The sequence below is a fragment of the Rhodococcus sp. UYP9 genome, assembly GCF_040547235.1.
In the GTDB taxonomy this organism is placed as follows: Bacteria; Actinomycetota; Actinomycetes; order Mycobacteriales; family Mycobacteriaceae; genus Rhodococcoides.
In genome coordinates this window covers 265256-276852 of sequence record NZ_JBEPPH010000003.1, presented here as the reverse complement: position 1 = coordinate 276852, position 11597 = coordinate 265256, and the positions used below count along the sequence as shown (strand labels likewise).

General features: G+C 61.6%; 11 protein-coding genes and 2 tRNA genes. 8 read left to right on the top strand and 5 right to left on the bottom strand.

The window, feature by feature from the left end; genetic code table 11:
* Nucleotides 1-2: 2 nt before the first annotated feature.
* Nucleotides 3-1013, top strand: coding sequence for a 3-isopropylmalate dehydrogenase (locus tag ABIB36_RS11015; RefSeq protein ID WP_354559481.1), 1011 nt, complete (start codon nucleotides 3-5; stop codon nucleotides 1011-1013).
* Between the two features lie 77 nt (nucleotides 1014-1090).
* Here the strand turns inward: ABIB36_RS11015 and ABIB36_RS11010 are convergent, their stop codons facing one another.
* On the bottom strand, nucleotides 1091-2287 hold the full coding sequence (locus tag ABIB36_RS11010) for an MFS transporter (protein WP_354559483.1): 1197 nt from the start codon (nucleotides 2285-2287) through the stop codon (nucleotides 1091-1093).
* Nucleotides 2288-2420: 133 nt separating this feature from the next.
* On the opposite strand from ABIB36_RS11010, the gene ABIB36_RS11005 reads away from it, so the two are divergent.
* Genes ABIB36_RS11005 through ABIB36_RS10995 form a run of 3 tightly spaced genes read left to right on the top strand, consistent with a single transcriptional unit; the run spans nucleotide 2421 to nucleotide 5712 of the window.
* Complete coding sequence (locus tag ABIB36_RS11005; RefSeq protein WP_084348557.1) at nucleotides 2421-3194, top strand: fumarylacetoacetate hydrolase family protein; 774 nt, start codon at nucleotides 2421-2423, stop codon at nucleotides 3192-3194.
* A 36-nt stretch (nucleotides 3195-3230) separates the two neighbouring features.
* A complete protein-coding gene (gltX, locus tag ABIB36_RS11000; RefSeq protein ID WP_354559485.1) occupies nucleotides 3231-4703 on the top strand; it encodes a glutamate--tRNA ligase in 1473 nt (490 codons plus the stop codon).
* 16 nt (nucleotides 4704-4719) lie between these two features.
* On the top strand, nucleotides 4720-5712 hold the full coding sequence (locus ABIB36_RS10995; protein WP_354559487.1) for a YihY/virulence factor BrkB family protein: 993 nt from the start codon (nucleotides 4720-4722) through the stop codon (nucleotides 5710-5712).
* Here ABIB36_RS10995 and ABIB36_RS10990 read toward each other — a convergent pair.
* Nucleotides 5691-7232 carry a bifunctional 3'-5' exonuclease/DNA polymerase gene (locus tag ABIB36_RS10990; protein WP_354559489.1) on the bottom strand — a complete coding sequence of 514 codons (1542 nt, stop codon included), beginning with the start codon at nucleotides 7230-7232 and terminating at the stop codon, nucleotides 5691-5693. The two genes, ABIB36_RS10995 and ABIB36_RS10990, sit on opposite strands and share 22 nt — an antisense overlap.
* A 195-nt stretch (nucleotides 7233-7427) precedes the next feature.
* On the opposite strand from ABIB36_RS10990, the gene ABIB36_RS10985 reads away from it, so the two are divergent.
* Both ABIB36_RS10985 and ABIB36_RS10980 read left to right on the top strand, forming a co-directional pair.
* Nucleotides 7428-7499: transfer RNA gene (locus ABIB36_RS10985), tRNA-Gln, on the top strand.
* Between the two features lie 123 nt (nucleotides 7500-7622).
* Nucleotides 7623-7695, top strand: a tRNA-Glu gene (locus ABIB36_RS10980).
* Between the two features lie 77 nt (nucleotides 7696-7772).
* Here ABIB36_RS10980 and ABIB36_RS10975 read toward each other — a convergent pair.
* The 3 genes from ABIB36_RS10975 to ABIB36_RS10965 form a co-directional block, all read right to left on the bottom strand.
* Nucleotides 7773-7940, bottom strand: a complete 168-nt coding sequence (locus tag ABIB36_RS10975; protein WP_168708266.1) for a DUF5302 domain-containing protein — start codon at nucleotides 7938-7940, stop codon at nucleotides 7773-7775.
* An 84-nt stretch (nucleotides 7941-8024) separates the two neighbouring features.
* Complete coding sequence (locus ABIB36_RS10970) at nucleotides 8025-8522, bottom strand: PPOX class F420-dependent oxidoreductase (RefSeq protein ID WP_354559707.1); 498 nt, start codon at nucleotides 8520-8522, stop codon at nucleotides 8025-8027.
* 58 nt (nucleotides 8523-8580) lie between these two features.
* Nucleotides 8581-9282 (bottom strand): IclR family transcriptional regulator, encoded by a 702-nt coding sequence (locus ABIB36_RS10965; protein WP_084348562.1) that lies wholly within the window; start codon nucleotides 9280-9282, stop codon nucleotides 8581-8583.
* A gap of 152 nt (nucleotides 9283-9434) precedes the next feature.
* Between ABIB36_RS10965 and leuC the strand changes: the two genes are divergently transcribed.
* Nucleotides 9435-10859: a 3-isopropylmalate dehydratase large subunit gene (gene leuC, locus ABIB36_RS10960; protein WP_136169323.1), complete on the top strand. Its 1425-nt coding sequence runs from the start codon at nucleotides 9435-9437 to the stop codon at nucleotides 10857-10859.
* Between the two features lie 50 nt (nucleotides 10860-10909).
* Nucleotides 10910-11527, top strand: coding sequence for a 3-isopropylmalate dehydratase small subunit (leuD, locus tag ABIB36_RS10955; RefSeq protein ID WP_084348563.1), 618 nt, complete (start codon nucleotides 10910-10912; stop codon nucleotides 11525-11527).
* Nucleotides 11528-11597: the final 70 nt, after the last annotated feature.

Genomic DNA, 11597 nt, shown 5'->3' with positions numbered 1-11597 from the left:
CAATGAAGCTCGCCGTCATCGCTGGAGATGGAATCGGCCCTGAGGTCGTCGAACAGGCATTGAAGGTGCTGGACATCGTCGTGCCCGGTGTCGAGAAGACCGAATACGACCTCGGTGCCCGCCGCTACAACGCGACCGGCGAACTTCTTCCGGACTCGGTCCTGGAAGAGATTCGCGGACATGACGCAATTCTCCTGGGTGCCATCGGCGACCCATCGGTTCCCAGCGGAATCCTCGAACGCGGACTGTTGCTCAATGCACGGTTCGCGCTCGATCACCACATCAACCTGCGGCCGTCCAAGTTGTACCCCGGCGTGGTCGGACCACTTGCGGGAAACAAGAGTATCGACGTCGTCGTCGTGCGTGAGGGCACCGAAGGCCCCTACACCGGAAACGGTGGTGCCCTACGTGTCGGCACACCGCACGAGGTTGCCACCGAGGTCAGTGTCAACACTCGCTACGGTGTCGAGCGGGTCGTTCGCGACGGGTTCGCCCGTGCGCTCGGACGTCGCAAGCACTTGACGTTGCTGCACAAGACCAACGTGTTGGCCTTCGCCGGCAGCCTGTGGGCACGCACCGTCGAAGAGGTCTCTTCGGAATTTCCCGACGTCGAGGTTGCCTATCAGCACATCGATGCCGCGATGATTCACCTGGTCACCGACCCGGGCCGGTTCGACGTCATCGTCACCGACAATCTTTTCGGTGACATCGTCACAGACCTCTCCGCTGCCGTCAGCGGCGGCATCGGCCTGGCAGCCAGCGGAAACATCGATGCCACCGGCACCAATCCGTCGATGTTCGAGCCGGTCCACGGCAGTGCGCCCGATATCGCGGGCCAGGGCAAGGCCGACCCGACTGCGGCAATTCTGTCCGTCTCGTTGCTGCTGGCACACCTGGGCGATACCGCAAACTCCGAGCGGGTGGAAGCTGCGGTCGCAGCGGATCTCGCCTCACGTGGGGCGGTCGTCGCGAGTACCCAGGAGATCGGCGACCGGATCGCCGGCAAGTTGTAAATTTCATAGCTTCGAGTCGAATGCCTCTCACGTGCACCTTCTGGGTGCGGTGAGAGGCATTCGTTCGTTCTCGGTCTCTACTCGTTGCTCTCGTGATCTTCGGGGATGACGGGGACGGACAAGGCAGGGAAGACGGCCGAGACCAGGAATGCCAGCGGAAAGCTCACTGCGGCGAGGGCGCCGAACGCCGGCGGTACGAGAGACGCCGCGATGTACTGCCCGGTGTTCTGGACGCCGAGGGTGCGCCCGCTCCAATAGGATCCCGAGAACTCGGCAACGGCAGTAAAGGCCAACCCGTTGGGTGCAACGGTGACGATCGAAGCCACGACCAACAGTGCGATGGAGATCGGGGAGTCCAGCCAGTCAGTGACGGCGAGCGCGAGCATGCTCACGGTCGTCGAGATCGCGACCCATCGCAACGGACGCATTCGGCTTCCGACTCGGTCCGACAGTGCGCCGACTCCCATTCGACCGAACGCTCCGAGGACTTGGGTGACGGTCACCAAGATGCCTGCCGAGGCTGCCGACCATTCGCGATCGGTCATGAGCCAGACGAGCGCATAGGTCCACACGACGTACTGAGGCACCACGAGCAGGATCGAGGTGGAATGAATCCGCCAGAGTTGAGAACTGGCCCTGTACGGGTTTTCAAGTAGTCCCCGTTCGGCTGCATCGGCTCGCGTCGGGCGTGGGGGATCGACGACGGCCAGGCACAGCACGGCTGCCAGTGCGCAGATGACTGCGGGGGCCAACAGTGCCGCCGCGACGCCGTGGTCTCGCGCGATGGGCGGTATCGACAACGCAGCGATGGCGACGCCCAGTGGTACCGACATCTGGCGAATTCCCATGGCGAGGCCGCGTCGTTGGGGCGGGAACCATCCCACGACGACGCGTCCGGATGCACTGTTTGCGCTGGCTGCGGCCATTCCGCCGATCAGCAGGCACAGGCCGAGCATCTCGAACGAGGTGGTGAAGTACGCCGCGAAGCTGGCAGCCGCAGTGAGGCTGAGCCCAAGAGTGAGTACGAGGCGTTCGCCGATGCGGTCGACGAGCATGCCCCACGCGATCAGCGTGAGCATGATGCCCACCGTCGGCATCGCGACGAGCAGTCCAGCACTGGGCAGGCTCAACCCGCGATCCTCGTGCAGAGCCGGAATGAGAAATGCAGCACCGTTGATGAACACCGCGCCTGAAGTCTGCGCAAGCATTCCGAGCGCGAGCATGAACCACTTTCTCGCGCTGTCGGTGTCCAGCACGTGATCCGTTGTAGTCATGGCCTCATTTCCTATCCCACTATGTGAACTTTGAATCTTGGTATCTGAAATGCAGGTGCGACGTTACACCCGTATCGCATGCTGCATCGGACGGCATGGACGCCGCGTAATGGAAGGTCGATAGACTTTCGACATGCGTCTGGGTCGAATTGCAAGTCCTGATGGTGTGGCATTCGTGAGTATCGAGGGCGAGGGTGATGAACGCACCGCCAAGGAGATTGCCGAACATCCCTTCGGCACACCGACTTTCACAGGCCGGTCGTGGCCACTGGCCGACGTTCGTCTGCTCGCGCCGATCCTTGCCAGCAAAGTCATAGCGGTCGGAAAGAACTACGCTGCACATGTAGCCGAGATGGGCGGGGAGGCTCCCAAGGATCCCGTTATCTTCATCAAGCCGAACACCTCGATCGTCGGGCCGGGAGCGCCCATCATGTTGCCGGCTACCTCGAACGAGGTTCACTACGAAGGCGAGCTGGCCATCGTGATCGGGCGTCCGTGCAAGGACGTGCCTGCAGCGAAAGCTCTCGATGTGATCCTGGGTTATACCGTCGCGAACGACGTATCTGCTCGCGACCATCAACGGCACGACGGTCAATGGACCAGGGCCAAGGGGCACGACACGTTCTGCCCGCTCGGGCCTTGGATCGAGACCTCGCTCGACGCCTCCGACCTCGAAATCACGACCGAGGTCGACGGCGAAGTGAAACAGCGCAGTAGGACGTCGTTGCTGCTGCACGATATCCCTGAGATCATCGAGTGGGTCTCGGCCGTCATGACTCTGCTGCCCGGCGACGTGATCCTCACCGGTACCCCCGAGGGCGTCGGTCCGATCACCGCGGGACAGTCCGTGTCGGTCACGGTCGAGGGCATCGGCACGCTGACCAACCCCGTCGCCGCCAAGAACTGACGATCCTTTCACCTTCCCCTCGAACGCGAGCGAGCTATGACCTCCAACGAAGTACGAGTCCGATTCTGTCCGTCACCGACCGGAACCCCGCACGTGGGCTTGATCCGCACGGCACTGTTCAACTGGGCGTTCGCGCGCCATCATGGTGGTGCTTTCGTCTTCCGCATCGAAGACACCGATGCAGCGCGTGATTCCGAAGAGTCGTACGCGGCGATTCTCGACGCACTGCGATGGCTCGGACTCACCTGGGACGAGGGCCCGGAGGTCGGTGGGCCGTACGAACCGTATCGGCAGTCGCTCCGGCGTGATCAGCATCTCGATGTAGTCCGGCAGTTGCTCGAAGCTGGGGAGGCGTACCACTCCTTCTCGACCCCCGAGGAGGTCGAGACCCGCCACAAGGCCGCTGGGCGGGACCCCAAGTTGGGTTATGACAATTTCGATCGGGATTTGACCGACGAGCAGCGCCAGAAGTTCCTCGACGAAGGCCGCAGCCCCGTCGTTCGGTTGCGTATGCCCGATCACGACCTGTCGTGGACGGACCTCGTCCGTGGGGAGACGACTTTCAAAGCAGGGACCGTCCCGGACTTCGCGCTCACCCGCGGTAACGGGATTCCGTTGTACACGTTGGTGAATCCGGTGGACGACGCCTTGATGAAGATCACACACGTGCTTCGCGGTGAGGACCTACTGTCCTCGACCCCGAGACAGTTGGCGTTGTACGAGGCGCTCATCCGGATCGGTGTCGCGGACAGCACACCCGAATTCGGCCATCTACCGTTCGTGATGGGCCCGGGGAACAAGAAGCTGTCCAAGCGCGATCCTGAATCCAATCTCTTCATCCACCGTGACCGCGGATTCGTGCCCGAGGGGCTGCTGAACTACTTGGCGCTTCTCGGCTGGGGCATTTCCGACGACCATGACGTCTTCTCTCTCGAGGAGATGGTGGCGGCGTTCGACATCTCCACGGTGAACTCGAACCCGGCTCGATTCGACCAGAAGAAGGCCGATGCCATCAACGCCGAGCACATTCGGCTGCTCGAGCCTGCGGATTTCGCAGCGCGACTGCGCACGTTCCTGACCGAGCAGGGGCATTTGCCCGAGCAGGTCGACGAGGAGCAGTTTGCCGTGGCCGCCGATCTCGTGCAGACACGCATCGTGGTGTTGTCGGACGCCTGGGGACTGCTGAAGTTCCTGTACGTCGCCGACAATGACTTCGGGGTGGACCCAGCGGCGGCGGCGAAGAATCTGACTGCCGATGCCGGACCCGTTCTCGACGCGACCATCACGGCATTGACCGAGTTGTCTTCCTGGCGCACGGCAGATCTGGAGGCGACGCTCAAAGCGGCACTGATCGACGGCTTGGAACTCAAGCCGCGCAAGGCTTTTGCACCGGTCCGCGTCGCGGTGACCGGATCGCACATCTCTCCGCCACTGTACGAGTCGATGGAACTCCTCGGGCGCGAGAAGACGCTCGCGCGACTCGGCGCTGCGCGCGCCTCCATCGGCTGATCGGCGCGGTAACCGGGTGTCTATCGCCGCACGGGTGGACCGAGTCCAGCGTCGCCACCCGGTCCTCGGCTTTCCGCTGGCGGTGATCTACAAGTTCGTGGACGATCAGGGCGGCTATCTCGCTGCCCTGATCGCCTATTATGCGTTTCTGTCGCTCTTTCCATTGCTGTTGCTCGGATCGACCATCCTAGGAATCGTGTTGGCCGGTGATCCGCGGTTGCAGCAACAGATTCTGGATTCGGCGCTGAGTCAGATTCCTATCATCGGTGACGAGGTCGGTGAACCGGACAAGATCGGCGGCGGAAATCTCGGTCTGATCATCGGTGTCCTGGGTTCGCTCTACGGTGGGCTCGGGGTCGCCGTAGCCGTTCAGAATGCGATGAATGTTGCGTGGGCAGTACCGAAGAACCTTCGCCCGAACCCGATTCGTTCACGAGTGCGCGGGCTTGCGCTACTCAGCACGGTCGGGGTCGCCGTCCTGGCTATCACTGCCGTCAACGTTGCCAGCTCTGCCGGTGTCTTCGGCCGCATCAACGGCAGTGTGGTGCTGATTGCGTCCATTCTTCTCAACATCATCGTCTTCACCGTCGCTTTCCGGCTGGCGACGGCCCGCGACTTGTCGATCTCGAACGTGCTTCCGGGGGCTATCGTGGCCGGGGTTCTCTGGCAGATTCTGCAGACATTCGGCGGCGTGTACATCAGATATGTCGTGGGCCGAGCGTCGATCACCAACGGGGTATTCGCGGTAGTGATCGGACTTCTGGCGTTCATGTACATTGCTTCGGTCCTCATCGTCTTCGCCGTCGAGATCGATGTAGTTCGGGTGGAAAAGCTTTACCCCCGTTCACTTCTGACGCCGTTCACCGATGACGTGATCCTTACCGAGGGCGACCGTCTCACCTACACCGGGCAGGCGGAAGCGCAACGCAGCAAGGGGTTCGAGGAGATCGAGGTGACCTTCGACGGGCATGGATCCGACGAAGAAGCTCAGTCCTCCGGATCGGCGTAGCAAGCTCTCACCGCGATATCCATCGGGAATCGAACTGCTGTGTTGCCGAAGAGAAGCCGTGTGGCATTGAGTGCGGCGTCTTCGATGTGCCGACGAGCTGTGACGCAGTCGCGACTGTGCACGACTACCTCGTCGTGTTGAAAGAAGACGAGTTCGCCGGACCCCGGTTCGGCTGCCAGCCTCTTTCGTAACTCGGCCAACAGGCATACTGCCCATTCCGACGCGGTCGCCTGCACGAGAAAGTTTCGGGTGAATCGCCCGCGCGCATGTGCATCGCCGTGTGCCCACCACTCGGCCGACGGTCGCGGACACGCGCGCCCGAGCCACGAATGGACGACCTCCCCGCGTTCACCGCTCCGAGCGGCCCGCTCGAGGTAATCCACGGCCTCGGGGAACCTGCGGCGTAGCAAGGCAAGAAGGGACCGCGACTCACCTGAAGTGGCGCCGTACAAGACCCCGAGGATGGCAACTTTCGTTTTGTTTCGGTCGCCGCCGAAGGCCGCCTGTGCGACGGGGGCGTACAGATCTTCGGTACCGGCAGCCTCGGTCATTGCGGGATCGGCCGACATCGCAGCCAATATCCGTGGCTCGAGCTGTCCGGCGTCAGCGATGACGAAATCGTGGCCAGGCTCCGCTATCACGCTGGTGCGCAGGGGTTTCGGAAGTTGAAGTCCACCACCACCGCGGCTGGCCCAGCGACCGGACACCACCGCACCGGGCACATAGACTGGGCGAAACCGGTCCTGCCGAACCCATGCCTTCGACCATGCCCATCCGTTGGTACCGAACAACTTCGATAGATCCCGGTGGCGAAGCAACAGGGGAACTGCCGGGTGATCGACGGCGCTGAGAACGTGGGCACGCGTCGAGGTCAGTTCGATATCGTCCCGGGCAAAAGCGGCGATTACTTCCAGGTGTGAACTCGGATTGACTCGGCGACCGAACACAGCGCTGATCTCGGATTCGAGCTCGATGATCGCGGGCGGCAAGTCTCCGTCGCGAGGGCGTCGGCCGAGCATCGTCTCGAGGTATCGATCGTGTGCGTCGGCAGAGAATGGCAAACCGGCGTGGCTCATCTCCGCAGCGGCGAGTGCCCCCGCGGATTCTGCAGCGAACAAGAGTCGGAGGCCGGTCGATGTCGCGCTTTCCGCTACGTGCCGGCGATGCAAGTCGAGGATCGATTCGGAGCTCGGATATGCGTATGCGTCGAACAACCCCGGGCGGTCGTCTTCGGGCGCAGTCGTGGGTGGGGGGACCTCGCCGCGGCGGACGGCGAGGATCCCTTCCACGAGGGAAAGATCGTGACAGCGGTCGACGTGTACCCCTGCCTCCAGCAGGGGGCCATAGGTACGCGCAGTGGACTCCCAAATCCACCTGGGACGATCTGCGGTCTCGATTCGGTACACGGCTGCAGCGAGGTCGGTGCATTCTTCTCGCTGCCCGGACAGGCGCCCGTCGTCGTCGGTGGGGAAGAGGTGATGAACGGTGCCCGTCGGCACTACGACAACTTTCACTCGCATCTACCGTCGTTGATCACAAGATCGAGTGTCCGCTAGGACGTTCGAGGTCGTTCCCGCGGGTCCAGAGGACGCTCTGGTGCGTAGTTCGAGACTCTGACCAGCCGATTTGGAGAAACCCGGGTGTCCTTTGATAGTCTCTATTCCGGCCCAGAACGCAGTGCACATGTTGGTTGTGTGGACGTCGTAGAAGGTCATTGGGGTATGGTGTAATTGGCAACACAGCGGTTTCTGGTACCGCCATTCTAGGTTCGAGTCCTGGTACCCCAGCAAGCGTTTCGGTGGTGATTTTGTTACCGAACGTCAGCCGGTTAAGCTGGCTAAGCTCTCATCTGGTCGTACACAGTTGATTGTGCTTGCAACCGAAGTCTGGTTGCATTCGAAGAAGTTCCTGGCCCCGTCGTCTAGCGGCCTAGGACGCCGCCCTCTCAAGGCGGTAGCGCGGGTTCGAATCCCGTCGGGGCTACAACGAACAAAAGACCCTCTCACCGGTTCGGTGAGAGGGTCTTTTCGTTCTGTGCGAGTGGGTCTACGTCTACGAACCTAGACGCTCTTGCGTCGGAACATCCGCTGATGATCGGCGGGGCCGTGGGCGTTGTTCACCTTCGGTCCGCCATCCTTGTGCTCGACCGCGGTAGCCGACTTGTGATTCTTCTTTTCCAGGGCCTCGCGAAACTTCTTCTTCGTGTCTTCTTTGCTGGGTTCTGTCATGATCGCTCCTTGCACGTCGGTGACGAGAAAAAGGTACCGCAGAATCGGAGCGGAGATTGACGCCTCTGTCTCCACTCTCACCCGCTATACGTGTTCGGCCGTGGATCCACCCAGTGGAATAGCGGGTAGGCCGAGCTTGCGGTGATCCCACGAGCAGGTGCGGTCGACCACGACCCTGACTGCAATCCGCTTCTTCATCATCTGCTCCACCATCGGACGCACCTGTTCCGAATACGGCCCGGTGTACCGTTCCCACACGCTTATGCCTACTGCAGAGATCGATTCGGGGTCGTCGAGTATCTCCGCTGTCCCTTCGAAGGAGACGCCGCGGAGAGTGTCATAGGTGTTGCCGTCCTCGACGAGCACCGTGATCCGTGAGTCACGACGTATGTTGACGGCCTTCTGAGACTTTGCCTTGGTCTCGAACCACACCTCGCCGTCGATGACGCCGTACCACATTGCTACGAGGTGAGGCTGTCCATCGGCTCCGATGGTGGCGAGAGTCGCAACTCGACTTCTGTCGATGAACGTCGCGATTTCGACGTCGGTCATTATTATCTGCGCGCGCTGACTAGTTCCCACGCTCATTGCTTATCAGAGAACGGGGCATCGAAGATCGTAGATTCCGAATATGTTCGTGTCAGAGCCGTTTGTGTATCGCCTCGGCAGCAGCGAGTAGATCTGCGGCCCAACGCGCGCCGGGCCTACGGCCGATTCGGTCGATGGGCCCTGAGACCGATACAGCGGCGATGACATTTCCTGCCGCATCTCGAACCGGTGCTGCGACGCTGGCGACTCCTGGCTCACGTTCCCCGGCACTCTGAGCCCAACCCCGCCTGCGGACTTCGATCAGCACACGTTCCCCGAATTCGGCATCCGGCAGAACGGTGCGTTGGGTTTGCGGATCGGCCCAAGCGAGTAGAACTTTCGCGCCGGAGCCTGCCGACATGGGAAGGCGGGCACCGACGAGAACCGTGTCGCGCAGACCTGTCGGCGGTTCCATCGAGGCAACGCAGACCCGTACGGTGCCTTCGCGCCGGTAGATTTGCACGCTTTCGCCCGTGATTTCGCGCAAGCGCGGAAGGACGGACGCTGCTGCGTCGAGCAAGGTGTCGGTGGCAGTCGCCGCAAGTTCGGCCAGTCCCGGCCCGGGCCGGAAGAGCCCGTGCGCGTCACGCGCAACGAGCCTGTGGACTTCGAGACCGACGGCCAGGCGATGTGCGGTGGCGCGGGGGAGCCCGGTTCTGATGCAGAGATCACTGAGCGTGCAGGGTTCCGCGGCAACCGCATGGAGAACCCCCATCGCTTTGTCCAGAACGCCGATGCCGCTATGCTGTCTCATAGACCGATACTAGCGTCTCGCATCGTGGGAATGCACATTGCGGAATGTGCTCGCTCGCGGCGGGAGATACGTAATGTCGGTGCGATAGCGCGACGTGGGCCAGCCCGTAGTCCACCGGCGCGACATACATCAGGAAAAGGTTGGTGGCATTGATGGCCGGCACAGCACGCACTCTGGCAGAGAAGGTATGGGATCAGCACGTCGTCGTTCGAGGCGGCGGCGAAGGGGGCTCCCGGGAACCCGATCTCATCTTCATCGATCTCCACCTCGTTCACGAGGTGACGAGTCCGCAAGCGTTCGACGGTCTTCGTCTGGCCGACCGCCCGCTGCGTCGACCGGATCTCACCATCGCAACCGAGGATCACAACGTCCCGACGGCCGATATCTTTGCGCCGATCGCGGATCTCGTCTCGCGCACCCAGGTCGACACTCTTCGTAGGAACTGTGAAGAATTCGGAGTTCGCCTGTACCCCATGGGCGATCTCGATCAAGGAATCGTGCACATCATCGGACCTCAACTCGGTCTGACGCAGCCGGGTATGACAGTTGTCTGCGGAGACAGTCATACCTCTACCCACGGTGCATTCGGGGCGATAGCGATGGGAATCGGAACCAGCGAGGTCGAGCATGTGATGGCCACTCAGACTCTGTCGCTGAGGCCGTTCAAGACGATGGCGATAACCGTGGACGGTGAATTGGCGCCCGGGGTGACGAGTAAGGATTTGATTCTGGCCGTCATCGCCAAGATCGGGACGGGTGGCGGGCAGGGATACATACTCGAATACCGCGGCGAAGCCATTCGAAAGCTTTCGATGGAAGCTCGAATGACCATCTGCAACATGTCGATCGAGGCAGGTGCGCGTGCCGGGATGATCGCACCCGACGAGATCACGTACGAGTACATCAAAGGCCGGCCGCATGCCCCGCAGGGAAGCGACTGGGACGCCGCTGTTTCGGCGTGGGAGGAACTCGCAACGGACGCGGACGCAGTCTTCGACAACGAAGTTCACATCGATGCTTCCAGTCTGACTCCGTTCGTCACGTGGGGTACGAACCCCGGTCAGGGTGCGCCACTGGCAGATCGGGTGCCGAACCCGGCCGACATGACCGACGAGGGAGAAAAGCTCTCGGCCGAGAAGGCGTTGGCGTACATGGGTCTCGAAGCGGGGACGCCACTTCGAGAGGTGTCGATCGACACAGTGTTCGTCGGTTCGTGCACGAACGGACGAATCGAAGATCTGCGTGCCGTCGCGGGAGTCCTGGAAGGGCGGACGGTGGCGAAGGGGGTGCGCATGCTGGTGGTGCCCGGATCGATGCGGGTTCGCGCCCAGGCCGAAAAGGAAGGTCTCGGCGACATCTTCACTGCCGCAGGAGCCGAGTGGCGCCAAGCGGGATGTTCGATGTGCCTGGGAATGAACCCCGATCAATTGGCTGTAGGGGAGCGATCGGCGTCGACTTCCAATCGAAATTTCGAGGGTCGGCAAGGCAAAGGCAGCCGTACGCACCTTGTCTCGCCATTGGTCGCGGCCGCCACCGCGGTCAGAGGGACACTGTCGTCCCCTGCCGATCTTGATTAGTTCTTTCGCTCGAGCCGCCTGATCGTTCGTCAAACGTAGGAGATTTTTCGATGGAAGCCTTTATCCGCCACCAAGGAATCGGCGTGCCTCTGCGCCGTTCGAACGTCGACACCGACCAGATCATTCCTGCGGAGTACCTGAAGCGGGTGACGCGCACCGGTTTCGAAGACGGACTCTTCGCAGCATGGCGTAACGACCCGGAATTCATTCTCAATGTGAGCCCTTACGACCGAGGCTCGGTTCTGGTTGCCGGCCCCGACTTCGGAACTGGATCTTCCCGCGAGCATGCAGTGTGGGCGCTATCGGACTTCGGATTTCGGGTCGTCATCGCATCTCGTTTCGCCGACATCTTTCGTGGGAACGCTGGAAAGGCGGGGCTTCTCGCGGCAGAAGTCGAGCAGAGCGACGTCGAATTGATCTGGAAAGTCCTCGAGGAACAGCCCGGTCTGGAAATTCTTGTCGACCTCGAATCGAAGACCATAACGGCCGGAACCTTGGTGGTGCGCTTTGCCATTGACGACTACACGAGATGGCGTCTGCTGGAAGGTCTGGACGACATCGGACTGACATTACGCCAGGTAGAGGCGATCTCCGAGTACGAAAAGTCAAGGCCTTCATGGAAACCTGCGACGCTTCCGGCACGTATCGAGGAACCTTTGGAAGGGTGACGAGGGAGCGCTCCGACACGCTGTGTGGCCCTGTCACATTGCGCGACACGTGATGAGAAATGGCGTGGCG